This is a genomic window from Allobosea sp. AAP35 (assembly GCF_001295925.1).
GTDB lineage: Bacteria > Pseudomonadota > Alphaproteobacteria > Rhizobiales > Beijerinckiaceae > Allobosea.
In genome coordinates, this window is record NZ_LJHQ01000032.1 from 1 (window position 1) to 19,488 (window position 19,488).

General features: G+C 60.7%; 25 protein-coding genes. 9 read left to right on the top strand and 16 right to left on the bottom strand.

Going from position 1 to position 19,488, the window contains the following annotated elements; all coding sequences use genetic code 11:
- Positions 1-524: 524 nt before the first annotated feature.
- Both IP69_RS11640 and IP69_RS11645 read right to left on the bottom strand, forming a co-directional pair.
- Complete coding sequence (locus IP69_RS11640; protein WP_054142994.1) at positions 525-1,247, bottom strand: SOS response-associated peptidase family protein; 723 nt, start codon at positions 1,245-1,247, stop codon at positions 525-527.
- 57 nt (positions 1,248-1,304) lie between these two features.
- Complete coding sequence (locus IP69_RS11645; RefSeq protein WP_054142995.1) at positions 1,305-1,628, bottom strand: hypothetical protein; 324 nt, start codon at positions 1,626-1,628, stop codon at positions 1,305-1,307.
- A gap of 190 nt (positions 1,629-1,818) precedes the next feature.
- On the opposite strand from IP69_RS11645, the gene IP69_RS21410 reads away from it, so the two are divergent.
- Genes IP69_RS21410 through IP69_RS11655 form a run of 3 tightly spaced genes read left to right on the top strand, consistent with a single transcriptional unit; the run spans position 1,819 to position 2,541 of the window.
- Entirely contained in the window at positions 1,819-2,082 is a 264-nt protein-coding gene (locus IP69_RS21410; RefSeq protein WP_082359245.1) for a DksA/TraR family C4-type zinc finger protein, read from the top strand.
- Between the two features lie 41 nt (positions 2,083-2,123).
- Positions 2,124-2,369, top strand: a complete 246-nt coding sequence (locus IP69_RS22205; RefSeq protein WP_210165947.1) for a hypothetical protein — start codon at positions 2,124-2,126, stop codon at positions 2,367-2,369.
- A complete protein-coding gene (locus IP69_RS11655) occupies positions 2,359-2,541 on the top strand; it encodes a DUF3606 domain-containing protein (protein ID WP_054142997.1) in 183 nt (60 codons plus the stop codon). The genes IP69_RS22205 and IP69_RS11655 overlap by 11 nt, the downstream gene beginning before the upstream one ends.
- Here IP69_RS11655 and ligD read toward each other — a convergent pair.
- The 6 genes from ligD to IP69_RS11685 all read right to left on the bottom strand — a co-directional run bounded on the left by ligD (position 2,538) and on the right by IP69_RS11685 (position 6,256).
- The gene (gene ligD, locus IP69_RS11660) at positions 2,538-3,572 is read right to left on the bottom strand and encodes a non-homologous end-joining DNA ligase (RefSeq protein WP_054143014.1); all 1,035 of its coding nucleotides are present in this window, start codon (positions 3,570-3,572) and stop codon (positions 2,538-2,540) included. The genes IP69_RS11655 and ligD overlap by 4 nt on opposite strands.
- 74 nt (positions 3,573-3,646) lie before the next feature.
- Positions 3,647-3,871, bottom strand: a complete 225-nt coding sequence (locus IP69_RS11665) for a hypothetical protein (protein ID WP_054142998.1) — start codon at positions 3,869-3,871, stop codon at positions 3,647-3,649.
- A 60-nt stretch (positions 3,872-3,931) separates the two neighbouring features.
- Positions 3,932-4,267, bottom strand: coding sequence for a hypothetical protein (locus tag IP69_RS22370; protein WP_054142999.1), 336 nt, complete (start codon positions 4,265-4,267; stop codon positions 3,932-3,934).
- Entirely contained in the window at positions 4,264-4,557 is a 294-nt protein-coding gene (locus tag IP69_RS11675; RefSeq protein ID WP_054143000.1) for a hypothetical protein, read from the bottom strand. Before IP69_RS11675 ends, IP69_RS22370 begins: the two co-directional genes overlap by 4 nt.
- Entirely contained in the window at positions 4,557-5,837 is a 1,281-nt protein-coding gene (locus IP69_RS11680) for a Y-family DNA polymerase (RefSeq protein WP_054143001.1), read from the bottom strand. The genes IP69_RS11675 and IP69_RS11680 overlap by 1 nt, the downstream gene beginning before the upstream one ends.
- Positions 5,834-6,256, bottom strand: a complete 423-nt coding sequence (locus IP69_RS11685; RefSeq protein ID WP_054143002.1) for a S24 family peptidase — start codon at positions 6,254-6,256, stop codon at positions 5,834-5,836. Before IP69_RS11685 ends, IP69_RS11680 begins: the two co-directional genes overlap by 4 nt.
- A 59-nt stretch (positions 6,257-6,315) precedes the next feature.
- Between IP69_RS11685 and IP69_RS21850 the strand changes: the two genes are divergently transcribed.
- On the top strand, positions 6,316-6,483 hold the full coding sequence (locus IP69_RS21850; RefSeq protein ID WP_156323414.1) for a hypothetical protein: 168 nt from the start codon (positions 6,316-6,318) through the stop codon (positions 6,481-6,483).
- A 96-nt stretch (positions 6,484-6,579) separates the two neighbouring features.
- On the opposite strand, the gene IP69_RS21415 is transcribed toward IP69_RS21850, so the two are convergent.
- The 4 genes from IP69_RS21415 to IP69_RS11705 form a co-directional block, all read right to left on the bottom strand.
- Positions 6,580-8,805 carry an EAL domain-containing protein gene (locus IP69_RS21415; RefSeq protein WP_082359246.1) on the bottom strand — a complete coding sequence of 742 codons (2,226 nt, stop codon included), beginning with the start codon at positions 8,803-8,805 and terminating at the stop codon, positions 6,580-6,582.
- 175 nt (positions 8,806-8,980) lie between these two features.
- Positions 8,981-11,221 carry an MHYT domain-containing protein gene (locus tag IP69_RS11695; RefSeq protein WP_054143004.1) on the bottom strand — a complete coding sequence of 747 codons (2,241 nt, stop codon included), beginning with the start codon at positions 11,219-11,221 and terminating at the stop codon, positions 8,981-8,983.
- A 127-nt stretch (positions 11,222-11,348) separates the two neighbouring features.
- Entirely contained in the window at positions 11,349-11,996 is a 648-nt protein-coding gene (locus tag IP69_RS11700) for a hemolysin III family protein (RefSeq protein WP_248306805.1), read from the bottom strand.
- Between the two features lie 70 nt (positions 11,997-12,066).
- Entirely contained in the window at positions 12,067-12,396 is a 330-nt protein-coding gene (locus IP69_RS11705) for a hypothetical protein (RefSeq protein ID WP_054143006.1), read from the bottom strand.
- Positions 12,397-12,635: 239 nt separating this feature from the next.
- Between IP69_RS11705 and IP69_RS11710 the strand changes: the two genes are divergently transcribed.
- Positions 12,636-13,061 (top strand): DUF1236 domain-containing protein, encoded by a 426-nt coding sequence (locus IP69_RS11710; RefSeq protein ID WP_054143007.1) that lies wholly within the window; start codon positions 12,636-12,638, stop codon positions 13,059-13,061.
- 199 nt (positions 13,062-13,260) lie between these two features.
- Entirely contained in the window at positions 13,261-13,455 is a 195-nt protein-coding gene (locus tag IP69_RS11715; protein WP_156323415.1) for a hypothetical protein, read from the top strand.
- Positions 13,456-13,789: 334 nt separating this feature from the next.
- Here the strand turns inward: IP69_RS11715 and IP69_RS11720 are convergent, their stop codons facing one another.
- On the bottom strand, positions 13,790-14,194 hold the full coding sequence (locus IP69_RS11720) for a hypothetical protein (protein ID WP_054143009.1): 405 nt from the start codon (positions 14,192-14,194) through the stop codon (positions 13,790-13,792).
- A gap of 391 nt (positions 14,195-14,585) precedes the next feature.
- Here IP69_RS11720 and IP69_RS21855 point away from each other — a divergent pair, with 391 nt between their 5' ends.
- Positions 14,586-14,741: a hypothetical protein gene (locus tag IP69_RS21855; protein WP_156323416.1), complete on the top strand. Its 156-nt coding sequence runs from the start codon at positions 14,586-14,588 to the stop codon at positions 14,739-14,741.
- A 1,314-nt stretch (positions 14,742-16,055) separates the two neighbouring features.
- Positions 16,056-16,394, top strand: coding sequence for a MerR family transcriptional regulator (locus IP69_RS11725; protein ID WP_054143010.1), 339 nt, complete (start codon positions 16,056-16,058; stop codon positions 16,392-16,394).
- A gap of 250 nt (positions 16,395-16,644) precedes the next feature.
- Here the strand turns inward: IP69_RS11725 and IP69_RS11730 are convergent, their stop codons facing one another.
- A complete protein-coding gene (locus IP69_RS11730; protein WP_054143011.1) occupies positions 16,645-17,613 on the bottom strand; it encodes an NAD(P)H-binding protein in 969 nt (322 codons plus the stop codon).
- Between the two features lie 312 nt (positions 17,614-17,925).
- Positions 17,926-18,183, bottom strand: a complete 258-nt coding sequence (locus tag IP69_RS11735) for a hypothetical protein (RefSeq protein ID WP_156323417.1) — start codon at positions 18,181-18,183, stop codon at positions 17,926-17,928.
- A gap of 200 nt (positions 18,184-18,383) precedes the next feature.
- Between IP69_RS11735 and IP69_RS11740 the strand changes: the two genes are divergently transcribed.
- On the top strand, positions 18,384-18,608 hold the full coding sequence (locus IP69_RS11740) for a hypothetical protein (RefSeq protein ID WP_054143013.1): 225 nt from the start codon (positions 18,384-18,386) through the stop codon (positions 18,606-18,608).
- A 253-nt stretch (positions 18,609-18,861) separates the two neighbouring features.
- Here IP69_RS11740 and IP69_RS21860 read toward each other — a convergent pair whose 3' ends face one another.
- Positions 18,862-19,248 carry a hypothetical protein gene (locus IP69_RS21860; protein WP_156323418.1) on the bottom strand — a complete coding sequence of 129 codons (387 nt, stop codon included), beginning with the start codon at positions 19,246-19,248 and terminating at the stop codon, positions 18,862-18,864.
- Positions 19,249-19,488 lie beyond the last annotated feature (240 nt).

Below are 19,488 nucleotides of genomic sequence, written 5' to 3' on the forward strand. Positions count from 1 at the left end.
CGGGAATGCCAAGCCCCCACGGAAAATGACGTTCTTCGAACTGTCCAGCTCATATCGACTGGATGCGGTCACTCCCTCGTATGCTGATCGATGATCACCGAGTATATGTGCACGCAGGCGTTGACCCTGATCGGCCACTCGATGCCCAAGACGACCGCGCTTTAGGCTGGATGCGCTATCGAACTGACGACACGCGCGGTCACGGCACGCGGCACGTCGTTCATGGCCACACCCCACATCCCGAAGGACCAGTGAGCTTCTCCGGGCGAACGAACCTCGACACCTTGGCTTGGGAAACCGGCAGGCTCGTGGTCGGCGTCTTTGATGATAGCAGTCCCGGGGGTGCAATCGATCTGATCGAGGTCTCTATCCCACGCACTGGCCTAAAATGATCAAGTCACTGCTTGTTGCCGCGATGATCGCCATACTCATTGGCGCCTGCGCGCGCGATGACATTCGCTGCAGCACCCATAAAGTCTCAAATGGCGATCTAACCGAATGTCGGCGTAATTGATCGGCGCCTGCTACGCCACCTCATCTTTTTTCATACCACGGCCGACTTCGATGAGCGCGCCATCAGGTAAGGGCCGCTGCAGTACACTTGCTTGATCCCACGGCGCGGTCAGCCATGTTTCGATCTCCTCCTGCTCGGTCAGGATCACCGGCATAGCCTTGGGATGAATGGCGCCGACTTCACGGTTCGGTTCGGTGGTTAGGAACGCGAATAAGTCCGTTGTTTCCACGCCATTCTTGATCTTGCGAACGCCGGTCCAGTGCGGCGTCCAAATCCCGGCGAAGAAGGCCAACGGGCGATCACGTGATAGCGCGAACCAGACATCCTGCTTCGCGCCGTGATCGAACTCGCTGAAGCTGGTCAGCGGCACCACGCAGCGGTTTGCGATCCCGAGCCAGGGCTTCCAGTGCGCGCTCGAGGTGTTACGGACGTTCGTTGTGCCGCCGTCGGGCTCCATTCTGAGCAGCTCGTCGAAGTCGACGGCCTTGCCCTTTGCCTCCAGCTTGCCGGCTCTGACTCTGGCCTTCTCAAAGATGGCCCTTCGCGATGACGGCATGCCCCACCGCACTAGGGCGAGCTCTCGCGCGCCATCAGAAGCGTTTCGGACGATCGGTGCTGGATAGTCGGGGAAGATGCCTGGCAGCGGCGGCAGGTTGCCGGTTGTGTCGCGCATCGCCCGCGCCATCGCGACGATCGCCGCTTGGCCCTTGGTCATGCTGTAGAGGTTGCACATGGTCGAGCCTCTTTGCGATTGTACCGGAGCGCGGGGCCGGCGGCGCTCGCCTCCCCATTACGATTCCGGCAACCTGAGGCCGGCCAGAAATGCAGCAGAACTCAGGGATGTCTCGGGCAACGCGGTGCAATGGCGTTCGACAGCGTTTATGATGACCGTGTCGTCTAAATGCGACAGCTTGTTTGGTGCATTTTGTCGTAACAAGTCGACTATCCACCGCCCCACGGCGGCGTGAATTTCTGTGGCCGTCGTTCGGTGGTGCTTCATCCACATTTCGCAGGTGATGTAGTCCTGCAAGAAATCCGCTTTGCGTCGCTCGGCCCCATGCACGCTTAGGGATACAGCGGCCAGAACGGCTGCAGCCAGCACCATTGCCTGCATCTCTATCTACCCCTTCAACCGGATCATTTGTCGCTGCCCACGTGCCGGCGTCGTTCCTCGCGCTTCGGCGCGGCCGGCAACATGTCCGCCTTGCCGCCTTCGATCAAGGTTAAGCTGGCCGACAGTGGAAGGCGTCCAGGCGGAACAGAAAGACCGGGTCATCGGTTTCGCAGGGACATGAGGTGTTGCCATGGCCAGCGGGTGGGCTCCTGACGGAGCCGTTCAAGATCAGATCGACGATTCCGTCTCCGATGCAGTGATGCTCGCGCGCTCGCGGCTGCCCACCGGACCGGGCGAGATTCACTGCCAGGAATGCGGCGGCGAAATACCGGAAGCCCGGCGTGAGGCTATGCCCGGTGCACGGCTTTGCGTGGATTGCCAGTCCGGCCACGATCACCCTGCGCTGTCGTCGGCGTACAACCGGCGGGGTAGCAAGGACAGTCAGTTGCGATGACGATTCTGACGCCCGACCGTGCCCATTGTAGGATGGCCACAATGAAAACCGATATCGAAACAGGCGTCCCAACCGAGATTCCCCTCGCGGCGATAAAGATCGACAGTCGAGGATTACGAAAGGCCACGGCGCGGGTCGCCGAGCTTGCTGGGCACGTAGAGGACAGTTCGGAGGAGCGCGAGCTTGAGGCCCTTGTGGACGCGATAGTCGCTTGGTCAAACCGTGAGGGAACCAGCGGTCGCCTCTGGGATTCTATGTCCAGCACAGGAGGCCAGCATGGCAGATGACAAGACGATCCGCGGCCAGCAGGACCGCACTCGGATCAATATGTCCGAAGACTACGAGGTCCGATACTGGACCAAGAAATTCGGGGTGACCAAAGAGCAGTTGGCAGCCGCCGTGAAGACGGCCGGCCCGAGCTCGGCAGCTGTCGCGCACATCCTCGGCAAGAGCCTCTAACCCTCGTCGAGTTTGAACACCTCGGCCATGTCGGCGTCCTCGCGCAAGCCCTTGTAGGACGCGTGCCGGAGATTGGCGTCGTTGGTCCAGCCGCGGAACGCGATCTCTGCAGGCAAGGCCGGCGTCACCCACGCCATCCCCCTCCCCTTGATGGAGATAGCCGGCTTGTCGATCTTAAGTGCAGCCAGCTGCTTCCGCAGTTCCGTCGCCGTCTTCACCGTGAACCCGGTGCCGACGCTACCCACATAGACGAGGCCGCTGTGCTTCCGCGCCGCCAGGAGCAGGCGTCCGATGCCGCCAAGCGCGACTGCGGACGGCTCATAGCCAAGGATCAGGAACGTCTCTGACTGGACGCACTTGATCTTGAGCCAGTCGCCGCCCCGACCGGACCGGTATGGCGCGTCCCGGCGCTTTGCGATGATGCCCTCGAGGCCCATGCTGCAGGCGAGCTTCAGGAATTCCGCGCCCTCGGCATCGAGCTCCTCGCTCATCCGGATCGAACCGTGCGGCTTGATGGCGTCCGTCAGCATGCTCCGCCGCTTGTCGAGCGTAAGTCCTCGGAGATCCCGGCCGTCCAGGTACAAGAGGTCGAAGGCGTAGAGAATGGCGCCGGCTGCGAACTTCTTGCCTCCGCGGCCTCCCAGCGCCTGCTGCAAGGCTCCGAAGTTCGAAGCGCCCCGCTCGTCGAGAACGACAGCCTCACCATCTAGGATGGCGCTGTCCAACCCAAGTTCAAGCGCATCATGAGCAATCGTCGGAAACCTGGACGTCCAGTCGTGCCCGCCCCGAGTGAGGATGCGGACCTTGCCGCGCTCGATATGCACGGCGAGGCGATAGCCATCCCATTTGACCTCGAGCGCCCATTCGGCGCCCGCCGGCGGCTTGGACGCCAACAGAGCCAGACATGGCTCGACGCGATCGGGCATGGGGTCGAAGCGAAGTTCTGGCTGGCGACGATTAGGGCGCCGTGGGACGGCGGGGCTCTGCGCAACGTCCCCGCCGACACCGGCCCGTAGCATGCGCTTGGCCATGCTGAACTCCACGCAACGAACTGACTCAACGGAACGGCGACTCAACGGCCGTCCGGGCATTCCGTTCCTTGTTGTCAGTTCAGGAGTGGGCCGAACCGATAGCGGAAGGCCACGGCGTCCGCGGGCTTGGGGAAGCTGACCCGGATACGTTGGTGCTCCGGCTGCATCAGGATGCGGGCCTGGTGTGGAATGTCGCGTTCAACCAGCCACAGGCCGATGTCAAACAGGCGCTCGTTCAGGGTGAGCGGATCGAGCGGCAGATCGACCCTGTACGGCTCATCTGCACGCACACGGGTCATCAGAGCGGCGGATTGCTGTTGCGCGCGGCCCTCTGCGGCTCAAGCCCACGTCGCATGGCTTTATGTCTCGCTCCTGCGCTTATTCAAACCCGCCGCCCATTCCGCGTAGGGCGTGTTCTTAGCCATGCAACGATTTAGGTCAGGCGCACCGTCGTTCCACCACACGGGCCCCCGCTCGCCGAGCGCGACCTTGGCCGCACCGACCCTCGCGCGGGCGGCGCTCATTTCGCCGTTCCCACGCTTGGCCTCTTTCACAGCCCTGCGAGCATCCATCAGATCGGCGACAAGTCGATGACGCCGTTCCTCCGGAAGGTCTGGATCCGTGGATCGCCACAGCCTGCGGGCGACAATGAAATAGCGGCCGTCAGGGGTCGTTGGGTACCCGCGGCCGGTCAATCCGTGTACTCGCGCGCCAACCGATCGTAGGCGTCCTCGTCGTTCGCGTCGCCGGCCATCGCATGCTCAATCTCGCGATCGTCGACAATCACGCCGCCGAAATGCCCGACGAAGGCACGCGCCAGGCACGGGTCATCGAAAGCGATCCGGATGTTCTCCGAGCCCGGAGCGCGATTGAGAACCCGGAACCTGATTTGCCAGTCGCCACACCAGCTTTCGATCCGGCGCAACCGCTCGGGCGCCGCGGCGGCGTCGAGCTTCATTTCGACCTGGTGGATAAAGCCTGGCATCACGCTCTCCCGACGACCGGAACCTCATCAAGCCGCGTCGTGTACCGCGGCGACCGCATATCGAATTTCGTGATCCACGCCTTCTTTTGGCGAGCGATGCCTGCCGCCGCGGGGAAGACAACGCCGCGGCCGTGTCTCTGGTTGCAGGCGTCCAGCGCCTCCATCAGCCGACCAGACTTCTCCCGACCGAGGGCGCCGATCAACGCCCGCTGCGAGGCCTCCAGCGGCACGAGGTCGACCGTCATCAGACCGGCCTTGGCGTAGCGGTAGCCGGACTTCCAAATCCGACGGACGCCCCACTTGGCTGCGCGGACGAGGACCAGCGTGTCGTTGCTCGCCTCGGGGAAATCGACCGTGGTTGAAACGGAGCGCGAGGGCCCACGATCGTGCGGCGACGTGTGGAAGAACACCGTGACGTGGTCGGTCGCCAGGCCGTGGTGGCGCAGTTTCTCGCCGAGGCGGGTCGCATGGGCGGCAATGGCCTCCTGCATCATCTCCAGGCTCTCGACGCGACCGGCGAAGCTTCGGGTGACGGCGCACCCTTTCCGGGTCGGTGCAACCGTCTCCAGATCGATGCAGGGCGTTCCTCGAAGCTCATGGATGATGCGCTCGCCAACGACCGTCAGGGTCTTCCTGGCTAGCTTGGGATCGAGCGCAGCGACGTCCGCAGCTGTCCGGCAGCCGAAGGCCGCGAGCTTGGCCTGGCTGGCGCGGCCGATGCCCCAGACGTCCTCGAGATCCACCAGTGGCAGCCATTCCCGCCGGGCCTCCTCGCTGGTCAGGTCGCATACCCAGCGAAGCTGAGGCGTCGTCTTCGCGATCTTATTCGCAAGCTTGGCCAGCGTCTTAGTGGGGCCGATCCCGACGCAGGTGGGCACGCCGGTCCAGGTCGAGACCGTCGAGCGCAGGTCCCGCCCCATCTCCTCACGATGCTCCGGCGCCACCGGCGTCAGGTCGAGGAAGCTCTCGTCGATCGAGTAGACCTCGATGTCCGAGGCAAACCGCTCATAGACCGTGTTCATCCGGCGGCTCATGTCGCCGTAGAGCGTGTAGTTTGATGAAAACACGACCACGCCCTCGCGCCTGCAGAGGTCGCGGATCGTGAACATCGGCGCGCCCATCTTGATCCCGAGCGCCTTCGCCTCGGACGTGCGCGCGACCGCACAGCCATCGTTGTTCGAGAGCACGATCACCGGGCGCCGGCGCAGCTTCGGATCGAAGACCCGCTCGCAGGAGCAGTAGAAGCTGTTCCCATCGACCAAGGCAAAGGATCGGGTCATCGGCGGAAGCGCCGCACCGTGTTGGTCACGACGCCGAAGACGTCGATCTCGGCGTCCGGGCCAGGGTCGTAGTGGGGGTAGCGTCGGTTGCCGAACGCAAGACTTGAGCGGCCCCCGATGATCCTGAAGATCTTGATGCTGCGCTCCCCATTGACGTCTACGACGACGGCGTCACCGTCCTTGGGCACCAGACTGCGGTCGACAGTGATCAGGCTGCCGTCGAAGATGCCGACGTCGATCGCGCTATCGCCGGCAACCGTCATGATGAAGGTCGCCGGGGCGTTTTGGATCAGCGCCCGGGACAGGTCGATCGGCTGGTCCAGGTAGTCGTCCGCGGGGCTCGGAAAGCCGGCCCTCACCGCTTTCAAATAGACTGGCAGGAAGATCGGCGGGCCGAGGACGACGGGCGACATATGCATCGGTTGCGTTCCCTGGGTGAGAACGTAATGAGAACACAGAGACCCCGGGTGTCAAGGGCATGGCCAGCGTCGAGACGTTCTTCGTCCAGCCCTTCAAGACGCACCGGAAGCGGCTTGTGCCGGGCCAGCGCGTACTGGCAAGAACCAGGCACCACGCCCTGAATGAACGCGAGCGGCTGGGTCGCACGGCCGAGGCGTTGCGCGATCCGCGTCATCGCCGACGATGAAACCGGCGAGGTCAGCATGTTCAACGGGCCAGCCCAGCATGGCGCCATCCCGGAAGAATTCCGGCGACGAACAACGGCTACTGCTATCCGACACGGTTACCCCGTAAAGCGGGTGGCGTGCTCGGTGGTCGGTTCACTCAGGCCGGGTATCTGCCAATTAGACAATAGCCATGGTATCCGAGAGCCTACTATCGGCTTGGCGTACAAATAGCCTTGCGCTTGGCCGCAGCCCATCTCGGTCAAGACCCGCGCCTGCCCATGTGTTTCCACGCCTTCTGCCGTAACCTCCATTCCCAGGCTCTGACCCATTCTGATCACCGCCGAAACGATGGCAGAATCTTCTTTGTCTGTCTCCAATTCGCGCACGAAGCTCTGGTCGATCTTGATGTGATTGACGGGGTAGCGTTTCAGATGCGTCAGGGAGGCGAAGCCCGTCCCGAAATCATCGAGGGCGATACTGACGCCCGCGCTGGCAAATTCCTGAAGGACAGCGAGCGCAGTTTCGGTGCCACGGTCCAGAAAGACCGACTCGGTCACCTCTACCTCAAAATAGCGGGTTGGAACGCCCGCGTCCCATAGGGCACCCAGAACATATTTGGCGAGGTGCGGATTGGCAAATTCGGCTGATGCGAAGTTCATCGCCACCCGACCACATTCAAGCCCCTGCGTCAGCCAGGAACCAATATCCCTCGCGACGTGCACAATCATGCGTGCCCCCATAGCGGTCGCCGTCTCGGGATCAGCAAAGGCAGGACCGAAAGCCCCCGGTGTCAAGACGCCGCGCTCGGGATGCTGCCATCGTGCCAGCGCCTCTAATCCGACGATCTGTCCGGTTTGAAGCGACACCTTGGGCTGGTAGAACGGCACGAACTGATTAGCGGTCAAACCTTCGCGGACCTCTGCCAGCAGACGCACTCGCTGTTCGATACGTTCACGCGCGGCTTCGGTGTAGACCACTGCGCATCCACGCCGTTCCGCCTTGGCATGATATAACGCGATGTCGGCGTCTTTCATCAATTCGATCGCGGAGCGATGATGGTCGGGAAAACTGGCAATTCCGATGCTGGCCTTGGTAGCCAACCTATGCCCCAGATAGTTGAACCTGCGGGCCATCACCTCCGTGATCCTGTCAGCGAAAGCCATCGCGCCCTTCAGATCGGTGCCCTTGATGATTGCAAATTCGTCGCCTCCCAAACGCGCAATCGTATCCCCTTCGCCCGCTAACCCTGAAAGGCGTCGAGACATTTCGACAAGCAGGGCGTCTCCGGCATCGTGGCCAAGGGTATCATTGACGGACTTGAAGTCATCGAGATCAAGCAGCAGCAGGCTAACACTTGTTCCATTCGATTCCGCAGCTTCGATTTCGCCTTCAAGACAGCGCTGGAACATCATCCGATTTGCGAGCCCCGTGAGAGCATCGTGGTTCGCCATGTGCCAAAGTTCGTCTTCTGCCAGTTTGCGATCGGTAATATCGAACGTGACACCGATTACCTTTTTGGGTTCGCCTACTTCTGGAATAGTAATTGAGCGGGCTGACAGCCAGATTGTCCGTCCATTGTCAGGGTGGACATAGCGCATTTCCTCCCGATCAGCTTTCAAGCCCTGTGCGCGAGCGCGAGCGCGTGTTCGGTCTTCAGGATGAAGATTGGCTATAAAATTCGAGACTGGCCCTGAGACAATACCGAGGAGGTCTTTCGCGGTTTCAGATCGCGTGACAAAATCGCTCGGGAGGTTCCGTTCCCAGGCAACCATGCGTCCGGCCTGAAGGGCAAGCCTGAGTCGTTCCTCAGATGCGCGAAGTGCCTGATTAGCAACGCGCAGTTCGAGTTCACGCATAACCGAACGAGCAAGCGCAGAAAGAGCATCGGCCTGGCCGGACGTAAGACCTTTTGGACGCGCCTCCGTCCCCAGCACACAAACGGTTCCCAAGGGCAGCCCGCTAGGCGTTTTCAGTAGCGCTCCAGCATAAAAGCGCAGGCGTGGCTCTCCGGTGACGAGCGGGTTGTCTGAAAAACGCGCGTCTATAGTCGTGTCGGGAACAATAAATAGGTCCTCTTGCAGAATAGCATGGGCACAAATTGAAACGTTTAGCGGAGTTTGTCTAACTCCCAGCCCAATTTCGGATTTGAACCACTGCCTGTCCTCCTCGACAAAATTGACGACTGCGATCGGAGCGTCACATATTTGCGCGGCGATGCGTGCGATGTCGTCAAATTCGACTTCGCGATCGGTGTCCAAAATCTCGTAGCCGCGCAGTGCAGCAAGTCGCTCCTGCTCGTTCCATGGGAACGGCGGGCTGCTTTGCGTGCACTTCGTGACCATTTTGCCTGACCAACCTCTGCCAATTGGTACAGACGTTGTGATCTGAAAGTTGCGTTCGTGTTAAGGCGGCTGGGAAAATCGGCACGCTGCATACCACATACCAATACGGCGTAGCGCATCGACTTGATTTCCCGAGGAATGGCGAACCGGCCGGTTAGGGCTCACAAAATTCCGGTTAACAGCCTTTTGTCATGGCGTCTGCGATCGCTCGCGCGAGCGCCGTCTGATTGAAAGGCTTGCTCAAGCGGGGCAAATTCACGTTGGTCGGAAGCTCTGCGTACCCCGTGGCAACGAGGATCGGCAGGTCTGGATGCGTGGTACGGACAGCGCTTGCTAACTGCACACCCGTCATTTTCGGCATGGCCTGATCCGTGATCAGGAGATCGAATTTGTCGTCCTCAAGAGCAGTCAGCGCCTCCTGGCCTGACGATGCCTCGACCACGGTATGGCCGAGGTCCTCCAGCATCATGGCGGTGTTCATTCGCACCAGCGCATCATCATCGACCACAAGCAGGTGAAGAGCGTGATCGCCTGACGGCGGCGACACTACCGTTTCGGACACGGCTTGCTGAGTCATCGAAGCTGCTACTGGCAGCCAGATTTCTGCGGTCGTACCCTCTCCCTTGCGGCTCTTCAGCACGAGCTTTCCACCCGACTGCTCAGCAAAGCCGTGCACCATCGAAATGCCCAAGCCCGTCCCCTTCCCAACGCCCTTGGTTGTGAAGAAGGGTTCGCGCGCCCGCGCCAGCGTGGCCTCGTCCATCCCCTCGCCTGTGTCGGAGACTGACAGGCAAAGGTACTCACCAGGAAGCGTTCCTCCGCTGGCCCAGCCACCTACAGCCTGCCGGAGCCCAATCGAGATCGTGCCGCCCTCAGGCATCGCGTCCCGTGCATTCACGACGAGGTTTAGGAGCGCCATTTCTAGCTGGTTTGCGTCAGCGCGGGCGCAGACCGAGCCGAGCGGAAACCGTGTCTCGATTTGCGTCTGAGGACCGAGAGAACGTTGCAGCAGGTCTTGCATGCCGCGCACCAACGCGGGCACGTCCACGGCTTCCGGCCTAAGGTCCTGACGCCGTGCGAACGACAACATCCGCTGGGTCAGGGCGGCTCCACGCTGTGCGCCCTGGAGCGCGTTTTCCACCAGCCGAACTAACTTGGGATCGGCGGGCATGCGCTTCTGTAAAAGGTCAAGATTGCCGATGACGACGGCCAGCAGATTGTTGAAGTCGTGCGCGACGCCCCCGGTGAGTTGACCGATCGCCTCGATCTTTTGCGATTGTCGAAGCGCTTCCTCAGCCTGCCTCCGTGCGGTGACATCTACCAAGCCCCCAAGGACGCGCCGGAAGTCGCCTTGCTCATCAAGCTCGACCCGCTCGGAGACCAGGACATCCAGAATGACGCCTGCGGAGGTGGCCAAGCGATGCTCGGCGTCTTGAAGGAGCCCATCGGTGACCAGCTTCGGCCATTCCGACTGAGCGCGTGTTTGTGCTGACGCTTCCGTCATGAACTCAGTCAGCGGTCGGCCGATCACGGCCTCGCGCGGGTAGCCCAGCAGATCGATCCATGCGTCGCTGACCTGCTCAATGCGTCCCTCGCGGTCCAGCGCATGGAGCGGCAATGGCGTTCGCCGATAGAGGCTTCGGAAGCGCTCTTCGCTCCGTCGAAGGGCCTCTGCCTCCTTCTCGGCCAGCACTGCAAACCGGCGATCAAACATCGCGGCAATCAACGCCAAAGCCAGGATCAAGAAGGTGGCGGCAGCGATCGCAACAGCAAGGCCGGTTTGCCCGATGCTGGCATGATCATACCCCTCGTAAGGCGCATGCCCGGCGGTGAAGGACGCTGCAAGCATGGCCGTGTAGTGCATCCCGGCGATGGCGAAGCCCATTACCACGGCAGCTACGATCTTCTGGACCACTCCCGTGTTTTTCAAAGCCAGCCACAAAGCGACCGTAGCGGCTGCGATCGCGATCAAAACCGAGAGCGCGGCCCACCACGGGTGGTAGCTGAGCCGAGCGTCCATCTCCATCGCTGCCATGCCGGTGTAGTGCATCGCAGCGATGCCCAGCCCCATCACGAGCCCGCTGGAGATCAATGCAGATGGCCCGCTTCCCGGCCGATGGACAATGAGGAAACCGAGCCCGGTGACCATGATCGGCAGCACAAAGGAGAAGACCGTCAGACCGAGATCAAATCGGACCGCTATGCCGGGTATGCTGAAGGCGAGCATCGCAATGAAGTGCATCGCCCAAATGCCGCCGCCGAGGGCGATCGCTGCGGTTCCAAGCCAAGCATGCGAGGCCCAACCGGAGGTGGCGCGAATGCGACTTGCGAGATCGAGAGCCGCATAAGAGGCCAACGCTGCGATCAAGATCGAGATCGCAACCAGCCAAGGATCGTGGATTCCGGCGACGTGCACGATTGTTCAGCTACCTGTGGGAGTGAAGCTAATGGTCTTGCTGGGGAGGGTCCCGCCTACATCAGCACACCTGCGTCGGCAAATTTGAAGCCGGCGAGGACCGGATGACATTTCGCGAAGGGGGGTGCTAAGCCGCCGTGGTCATGACGAACACCGCGCCGTAATGGCACGCCGAAGCCAGGAGTACGAAGGCGTGCCAGATGGCGTTCTGAAAGCGCAGGCTCTGCCAGACATGGAAAATCACGCCGAGGGAGTAAAGCAGCCCTCCTGCGGCAAGTAGCCAGAGCGTTGCTGCCGGAAGCCTGCCGAGCGATTCCCACAGAGCCACTCCGCTCCACCCGATGGCGAGGTAGAGCCAAATCGAGAGGCGATCGAACCGTCCAGGCCACATCACCTTGATCGCGACGCCAACCAACGCGGCGGCCCAGATTGCTACGATCAGCACACGTGCGACCGGACTCTCCGCCAACTGCACCAGGAAGGGGGTGTAGGTTCCGGCAATCAGCAGGTAGATCGCTGAATGATCGAAGCGTCGCAGCAACCATTTCAACGGGGACGCTGGCAGCATGTTGTAGACGGCTGAGATGGTGAGCACGGCCAGCAGCGCGATCCCGTAGATCGTCGCAGGGATCAAAACTCCCATCGAACCCGGTGCCTTCGCCAACAGGACTACGACGCCCGCTACACCCAGCAAGACACCTGTGCCGTGAATGACCCCGTCGGCCAAGCGCTCGGCGCGGTCGAATTCGAAGCGGCCTGTCGAAGGCTGGGTCACGTCCGTATTTTCCTGTGAGAGACGTTCCAAAGAAGTTCATCCCCACCAGACGAAGTCGCGCGATCCACGTCTAACCCGCCTTGAGGGCAGGTTTTTCCGCGCACACAACGCTCTCAATGGGCTCGCCCTGATCGTTGAGCCACTGCCAGCGCCTCATGTCCGGTTGAAATAGGAACGAGGGCAAGCCCTGATCGCGTGGGACGAGCTTCAGCTTGTCCATGACATAGGGGCGAGCTTGCCCCTTGACCTCGACGGTCACGTCGCCAGACGCTTCGGCCTGCTCGATGACGATCTGACCCGCCTCGAACTTGCATGTGAAAATCGGGTTGGCTACCGGGTCCGTGTCAGCCGCAATGGCCAGACTCACAGGCAAGAGCAGAAGCGCGACGTACAAAATCATGTTGGTCTCCCAAGGCACCGGTCAGGGCGAAAAGCCCCGTCTACAAAAAAGGTTCCCTGAGCGAACGAGCTTCGAATGCGTGCAGGCGTAGCTGCATCGAGTGCTCCAACGGTGCAAGCCGAGAGAAGCCAAAATTGCGTTAACCCACTCATTATGAACGCTTATTCATGGAACCGACGCTTCCAGTCTCAGTTTAGATTGCGACTGAGGGGTCACACATCCTCGAAAGGGAGAAGACCATGATCAAGAACATCGCTCTTATCGCCGCCCTCGCTCTCGTCCCGGCTACCGCCTTCGCGCAGTCCAACTCCGGCGCGGCCGGTGGCGCGGCCAGTGGCGCAGCCACGGGTGCTGTCGGCGGCGCAATCGTCGGTGGTCCGGTCGGCGCTGTAGTCGGCGGCGTTGGTGGTGCCGCTGCTGGCGCGATCGTCGGTGGCATCGCAACCGAGAACCGCACCGAGTTCCGCACTTATGTCACGCAGCAGAAGGTGCCTTCTGTGGCGTACCGCGAGAAGGTCGTCGTCGGTGCGACGTTGCCTGACACGATCACCTACCGCGAGGTACCGGCCCGGTACGGCAAGACCGAGTATCGCTATACCGTGGTCAACGACCAGACCGTCCTGGTCGAGCCGAAGACACGACGCATCGTTCAGATCATCGAGTGATCCGAAATGGAGCCCGCCCTCAAAAGGGGCGGGCTCTTTTCGTCTTCAACCAGGACAGACCCCCTAATGCTCAAGATGCTTATGTTGGCGGCAGGCGTTGCCGCGACCGCGCTCCTCACCACTCCTGCACAATCTCAGGTTCGGATCGAAACGCGCATCGAACGCTCGAACGACGATGGTCCCCGCTTCCGGGAACGGCATGGTTATGAGGAACGCCGAGGCGGGTACGAGCGATGAGAGCTGGTCGCTAGAGGCGATCGACACCGATGAGGGCTCGACGGTCTGGACCGACCTATTCGCGACGGACCATGAGGCTTATGCCGAGTTCATCAAGACGCTGGAGCGTGAAGGCATCGCCTGCTTTCGGCAGGCGTCCGACACGCCCATCAACTAGCGCGGCAAGGCTCCAGCGTGCGGCTTAGGAAAGAAGCAATGAGTTCTGTCCGCGACATCGGTCTCAGTGACGCTCGGGACTGCCCAGACGAAACTCTGTCCGGTGAGACGGTGAAGTGCGTCTATGAGATGTTCGGCAAGGCGCTGCATGGCGTTGTCCGCAGGGCCAGCCGACAAGACAGACCTGCTGCGCCGGTTATCAGAGGATGTTCGCGCGGCGGCCGCCACACACGAGAGCGATTCTGAAATGGCGCGTGCGCTTCACCAGACAGCCAACAAAATAGATGCTGCCGCGCTGCCTGATGACGCCGCATCGAGCCTCACCGCCTAACTAGCTATGACCGCAGCAAACGATAACGCCGGTTTTCCAGGCAGGCGTTGACGACAAGAACGTAGTCCTCCATCGCACGCTCCTTCGTTTCAGCCGCATTGCCAGACGTGGCAGCTCCGACATTCTGCACTGCATTTGAAGCCCCCGCGAGGATATGCGCCTGGCGGAAGCCGGGGACCGGGATGAAGCTTGCAATCGCGCCGACCGCCTGGATGGTGGCGCCGGTCGATTCCTGCTGCGCCGCGTGACGTGCGGCGGCTTCCTGAGGGGCCGCCTGGCCACGGCAGTCCTGAAGATCCTTCCTGAGCTTGGCGAGATTGACACGATTGGTATCGATCAGCGGCTCGTATAGCGGCGGGACAATTACTGTTTCAGACAGATTGGCCGATGCCGATGGCACAGCAGCCAAGCTCCGCGGCTCTCCTAATTGTTGGACCGGTGATACTTCGGCAGTTTGAACTGTCTGGTTGCAGCCTCCCAGCGCAACAGTCAAAAGTAGCCCAGCTATATATCGCATGCCATAAGCTCCCCAACGCACCGCATTTTTGCGTATGCAGTAGGGCAGAAACCATGACAAGACGAGGATGACAAGAGGTGCTACGGAAGCTGGCCTAGTTCCATGAAATCTCGCGCGAATCAACCTCAACCGCGAAGGAAGCCGTCCGAAGCACGAGGCGCGTCCGGGCGTAACGGTTCGCCCCAACTCAAAAACAGGCCAGCTTGCGGTGCCCGCCTCTTGCATGCTTAACTGATTTGGATTTATCGTTTAAGCGCCGCTCAATGAAACTTCGGGGGAACACATGCAGTTGATCGTCGCAATTGCTGCTGCAGCTATTTTTTACACTGCAGCGCCGACCGCTGCCTCTGCGCAGGGTTGGAATCAGAAGTCGTACAACAACTCGCAATCCGCTAAGACATCTCAGCAGCAGTACAATCGGCAGACCAATCGCCGCTGATCTTCGCTTCCGATTATGGGCACATCATTCCCCGCCGCTTGCCGGCGGGGTTTTGTTTCGTCTATCCGATTGTGATTGACGAGCGTCTCAGTGCGCGGATGCTATGAAGCCCTTGCTTTGCGCAACATTTCCCTCAACTGCCGGTTCAGCGTCCTGCCCTCGAGCTGGCGCCAGTCATAACCCTCGTGCGCCAACTGTCGCCTAATTCCCTCGACCGTTTCGCATGCGCCGGTACGCGCAATTTCGAAAGCGCGCTCTAGCGGTGACTTGTCCATCATCGTTCGCCCGACCATGCCCACCGGATTCTCACACTCTGCACTACCGATCGGGGCTATCTTCCGCTGCTAATTTTGGGGATACCGGGCCGCGACCCTGCGAAAGCGCTCGACGGCACGGTTTGCTAGATCCTGCTCACCGTCCGAGATTAAAGCATAGGATTCAATGATCAACCCAAGGCGCTGTTTCGCGGCAGCATCGCCCCAACGTTTTGTCTGGCTGCTCGACCTGACAGTTGTCCAGGCCAGATCAAGCGCTCCATGAGCGCGGGCAACGTGGACCGGATCCAACAATGTTAAAAACGACATTCGAAAACGCTCCCTACCCAGCTACGAGGCAAGATGCTCGCCCGCAGCTCTATGCTTAAGATTTGCGCACCTCGATCCAACATAGGTTAATCGAACGAAGGGTTTCTGCAGAAAGCAGGGATACCACCACCCATCTACAAGGCAGATGGCGTTCTCCCTCGACGTTAAAGCGGCTTGCGAGGGTCGTTTCGCTCGGAGAAATCGGCGGAAATGCATTTGCTCAGTATCGAGCGCTTCGAGGCATCCACGGTAGCTTTCGAGGCGACTATGTGGGCGAGCCGCACTGACCAGGAGCCGGCCTTCTCGACATAGCAGGCACAGACCGACGCCCGTGATGCCGGCGGCAGAGACTGCTGCTTCTCCATGCAGGCGAACATTGGATTTTCGTCTACAGCCCAGGCAGCAGGCGGTGAAAACAGAAGGGTGGCTGATGCCATAACCGCCCGGGCGGTCGAAAGTGGTCGCAAGGCAGGATCCCTCTTACGGGTTCAAACCCAAGTGATCCGCCGGAGACATTAACAGCATGATAAGGGGCAACCTAACGCGCTGTCGTCTCAAAGGCGGTGTCCTGCAAACTAAGCAACGCCCTTGACCATCGCGCATCGCTCGCAACCGCTGGGATCGCGCCGAATTGATCGCCGCCATATGCATTTTTAACGATGTTGATCGGCGACGCAGCGAAGGTGAGTAACTTGGACCACTGGCTGATTCGATAACAGGGCTGGCGCATATGAGAAAGGCACGAGACTATACCATCGCCGAAATGGCTGAGCAGTTCGGTCTGACGCTGCGGAGCTTGCGGTTTTATGAGGAGCGCGGCCTTCTTTCGCCGGTCCGCCACGGCTCGGTACGCCTCTACAATGAGGACGAGCGGCTCAAACTCGCCGATATCGTCCGCTGGCGCTCGCAGGGCTTTACCATCGCAGAGATAAAGGAGGCGATGCTCGACGGCGGCTTTCCTACCAAAAAGATCATTGCCCAGATCGAGCACCTTCGCCAGCAGCGCGCTGAGATCGACACGGCTATCGTCGAGTTGATGCAGGCCGAGCAGTGCCCCGCTGCCAGCTAAAAGGCAGGCTAGGAGAACGCGACCACAGCGATCTGATAGACGCACCAAGCGAGCATGGAGAACCAAGCGACCGACAGGCCAGCTAGCGTCAGGGTAAATATGCGCTCGACTGTTTTAGGCTGAAACGCCCCAGGCTCGTCTACTGAGCGGACAAACCGCTGTTGTTCGGTCAGATGTGTCATCTCGCTACGCCCTCGTCGCAAAGAGGGTAGCTCCGCAAGTGGCGAGCCAACACTGTGTTGCCACTGAATCAAAAGACGGCGTGTTCCCCACGGTCTGGCATGCTGCTGCCGTTTAAAACGGAGCGATAGATGTCCAACAACGTCTCAGTTCCTGTCGAAGGCGTAGCAGCTGCATCGTACCGGCCCGTTTGCGGGTCCAGCACCAACATGGATTCGGTGGCGTAGTAGCGGCCGATCCGGGCGAACTCGGCCTTGTCCGCGAGCGACGGCACGACCCGGCCGAGTGCGCCTAGCCCACCGATGACCATGTCGAGCAGTGCGACGGGCACGGACCGAAACCTCGGCGGGCGCCCGAGCAGCGCAAAAAGGGTCTCGCCCTGCTCGCGGGGCGTGATGGCATCGCCTGGACCCCCGATCGGCAGAATGCGGCCCCAACAGCTCGCATAGTCCAGGCAACCCGCGACGTAATCCGCCAGGTCGCCGTCACTGATGGGTTTGCAGGCGGTCAAGCTGCCGTCGCCGAAGAACAGGAAGGGCCGACCCTGTCGGACGCGCTCGATCTGCCCCGACAGGGACTTGAAGAAGGCGGTCGGCCGCACGATCGAGTAGCGCAGGCCAGAGCAGATTAGCGCGGCCTCGAACGCCAATTTGGCCTGTTGGAAAGCGAGCAGCGGCTTCTGCACGCAGATCGCCGAAAGCAGCACGAAATGGCCGACGCCTGCCTGCTGGGCGGCTTCAAGCACGTTCAGATGCGCGCGATGGTCGATCGCCCAAGCGTCTTGCGGCGATCCTGTGCGCGAGGCCATGCAGGACACGACGGTGTCGAACGGAGCGCCGGCAAATCCGTCACGCGCCAATGCTGTCGGATCGGCCAGATTCACGACCGCGACGGTGGCTTCCTCCGGCAGGCCGCTGATTTCGCGCGACCGCCGGTCGCCGTCATCGGCCCGGGGGCGAACGAAGCAGACGACGTCATGTCCACGCCGCACGAGTGCGCCTGCTGTCGCGCGGCCGATGCTGCCGGTCGCTCCCAGCAAGCAGATACGCTGGACGGCCTTTGGGGCAGTCACTGCATGGGCGTCGAGGACCACTGTTTCCGGCGCGACCGTGTTAACTCCCGTTACCTTCCCCCGATCTAACCCTCTGCGTCAAAGTTGTCCCATTGTTGGACCGCCGCGACGAGCCCCTTTGTCTCCTCCTCCGCCTTGGCGCCATCCAGACTGCTGGCAAGTTCGGCGATCCGCCTCGTCGCGTCTGCGTACTCATCCAGCGTGGTGATGGGCTTGATCTCGTGTGCCTGGGATCTCGACGACGGTCTGCCACAGTTTCATCAGAGCGCTTGAGTTGTCCTACTTCGAGGTCATCAGCCCGATAGCGATCCCAATGCATGCAGCCCAAAGCAGCGCTTTTAGCGGCTCATCCCGCATAATCGCGGCAAGAGCGCCCGGTAATCCGGAAGGGTATGCCTCATCTAGCCCAGTCACATCGTCGATGTCGGCTTCAACCTCGTCGGTTGCCAACTCCGGCAATGCCCCGCCGATCATTTTGAGACCACGCCCGATGTCCTCCTCGGATTTCACGGGTGGGAAAACTTTGTCGTCGATCATGATCGTATCCGAGGCTAGGAGGGCGGCCGCGCACGCGTCGCTAATGCAACGTTGGTTTTCGTCGCGTGTTCCTGCGTCGTTGGGGAGGAGAGCCTGCGGTCGTTCGACCTGAAGGCCCAAGCAGTACGCGGGTTGCGAACGAACGCTACGCGCCCATTTAAGTACCAGGCGCAGGCGCGTTGATCGGCCGAGTAAATCCTATGTGTGAGCGCAAGCTTTCTGACTTGAGAATGAACCGGCTTGCAGAAGCCATATTCATCGAAATCCAAAAGCAGTTCGAGCCGGGTTGTCCGATGACGCCTACCGCAAGCGACGGAATGCGGCACGTGCAAATTGAAGGAAGCATCGATCTGGTAAAAATCGCTGCTGCATTATCCAAACGGTGCTGCATGGATTTGCCCGACATTGAAACAGTCGACGAGTAAATACGAGCCTACTAAGCGACGCGACGCCACCCCAGATCGCCTAAGCTGCCTGCCGTCCTGCTCTCGCATGACCGCAAAAGTTGGCGCGAGAGTACACAGGAGAGGCCTTGGGCAATGAGCCGTTTTAGGAGGTCGTCTAAGATGTAAATGCCTCTCTTAACCGCCGCCTGTCCGACCGAGATCGCAGGGATATTTTGGCCGCCGACATGGACGAGGCCTTCGCGGTCCGCCGTGGTCGAACGCAAGGTCCTGGCTAGCGGTACCATAAGCGAAATTGGATCAGCGACCGTTTGCCATTGAACTGGTACGCTGTGCTTTGGTGATGGGTTTTGCGCGCGGCGGCGCGAGCATTGTGGCAACGGGAGGAGGCGGCCCGACGGCAGGCAGGGGATGGATGCTTGCCTCGGGTCGAAGGTGATAGTTCCAGCGGCGAGTTCATAGTTGTCGTGAAGATCGTTCTTTTGACGGGCACACCGGCCGCCTTGGCGCGCCAAAATGCGGCCTTTTGCGCAGATACTCGATGCTGCACACAGATCCGCTGGATTTCCCGTTCGGAGATGCCGAGATGATCTGCCGCTGCCGGAAGTTCGTGGGTCCAGATCAGATCATAGAGTTGGCGACGCGTCAGCTTCGAAGGCATGCGATATCTGCCAATAGAGGTGCAACCGCGCGGTTACCCCGCGGTTACAGTTTGCCCCCTCCACGGCAGTTCACGGAAGTCACGCTAGTTCATGCCAGTCAATCGGTTGCGGTCTGGACAAATCGTACTGGAGCGTTATAGCGTGCCGGCTTCGTACCGGCACCGAATACTAGAACAAGTCACTAAATCGCTTGCCAAGGTTGGGGTCGAGGGTTCGAATCCCTTCTCCCGCTCCAGGAC

Bases quoted from the DNA above. Each gene is read 5' to 3' on its own strand.
- IP69_RS11735 (WP_156323417.1), bottom strand. From the start codon at position 18,183: ATGATCGACGACAAAGTTTTCCCACCCGTGAAATCCGAGGAGGACATC.
- IP69_RS21855 (WP_156323416.1), top strand. From the start codon at position 14,586: ATGCAGTTGATCGTCGCAATTGCTGCTGCAGCTATTTTTTACACTGCA.
- IP69_RS11665 (WP_054142998.1), bottom strand. From the start codon at position 3,871: ATGACCCGTGTGCGTGCAGATGAGCCGTACAGGGTCGATCTGCCGCTC.
- IP69_RS11705 (WP_054143006.1), bottom strand. From the start codon at position 12,396: ATGATTTTGTACGTCGCGCTTCTGCTCTTGCCTGTGAGTCTGGCCATT.
- IP69_RS11655 (WP_054142997.1), top strand. From the start codon at position 2,359: ATGGCAGATGACAAGACGATCCGCGGCCAGCAGGACCGCACTCGGATC.
- IP69_RS11740 (WP_054143013.1), top strand. From the start codon at position 18,384: ATGTGTGAGCGCAAGCTTTCTGACTTGAGAATGAACCGGCTTGCAGAA.
- IP69_RS11710 (WP_054143007.1), top strand. From the start codon at position 12,636: ATGATCAAGAACATCGCTCTTATCGCCGCCCTCGCTCTCGTCCCGGCT.
- IP69_RS11685 (WP_054143002.1), bottom strand. From the start codon at position 6,256: ATGCATATGTCGCCCGTCGTCCTCGGCCCGCCGATCTTCCTGCCAGTC.
- IP69_RS11725 (WP_054143010.1), top strand. From the start codon at position 16,056: ATGAGAAAGGCACGAGACTATACCATCGCCGAAATGGCTGAGCAGTTC.
- IP69_RS11680 (WP_054143001.1), bottom strand. From the start codon at position 5,837: ATGACCCGATCCTTTGCCTTGGTCGATGGGAACAGCTTCTACTGCTCC.
- IP69_RS21410 (WP_082359245.1), top strand. From the start codon at position 1,819: ATGGCCAGCGGGTGGGCTCCTGACGGAGCCGTTCAAGATCAGATCGAC.
- IP69_RS21415 (WP_082359246.1), bottom strand. From the start codon at position 8,805: ATGGTCACGAAGTGCACGCAAAGCAGCCCGCCGTTCCCATGGAACGAG.
- IP69_RS22205 (WP_210165947.1), top strand. From the start codon at position 2,124: ATGAAAACCGATATCGAAACAGGCGTCCCAACCGAGATTCCCCTCGCG.
- ligD (WP_054143014.1), bottom strand. From the start codon at position 3,572: ATGGCCAAGCGCATGCTACGGGCCGGTGTCGGCGGGGACGTTGCGCAG.
- IP69_RS21850 (WP_156323414.1), top strand. From the start codon at position 6,316: ATGGCCAGCGTCGAGACGTTCTTCGTCCAGCCCTTCAAGACGCACCGG.
- IP69_RS11715 (WP_156323415.1), top strand. From the start codon at position 13,261: ATGGTTATGAGGAACGCCGAGGCGGGTACGAGCGATGAGAGCTGGTCG.
- IP69_RS21860 (WP_156323418.1), bottom strand. From the start codon at position 19,248: ATGCCTTCGAAGCTGACGCGTCGCCAACTCTATGATCTGATCTGGACC.
- IP69_RS11645 (WP_054142995.1), bottom strand. From the start codon at position 1,628: ATGCAGGCAATGGTGCTGGCTGCAGCCGTTCTGGCCGCTGTATCCCTA.
- IP69_RS11640 (WP_054142994.1), bottom strand. From the start codon at position 1,247: ATGTGCAACCTCTACAGCATGACCAAGGGCCAAGCGGCGATCGTCGCG.
- IP69_RS11675 (WP_054143000.1), bottom strand. From the start codon at position 4,557: ATGCCAGGCTTTATCCACCAGGTCGAAATGAAGCTCGACGCCGCCGCG.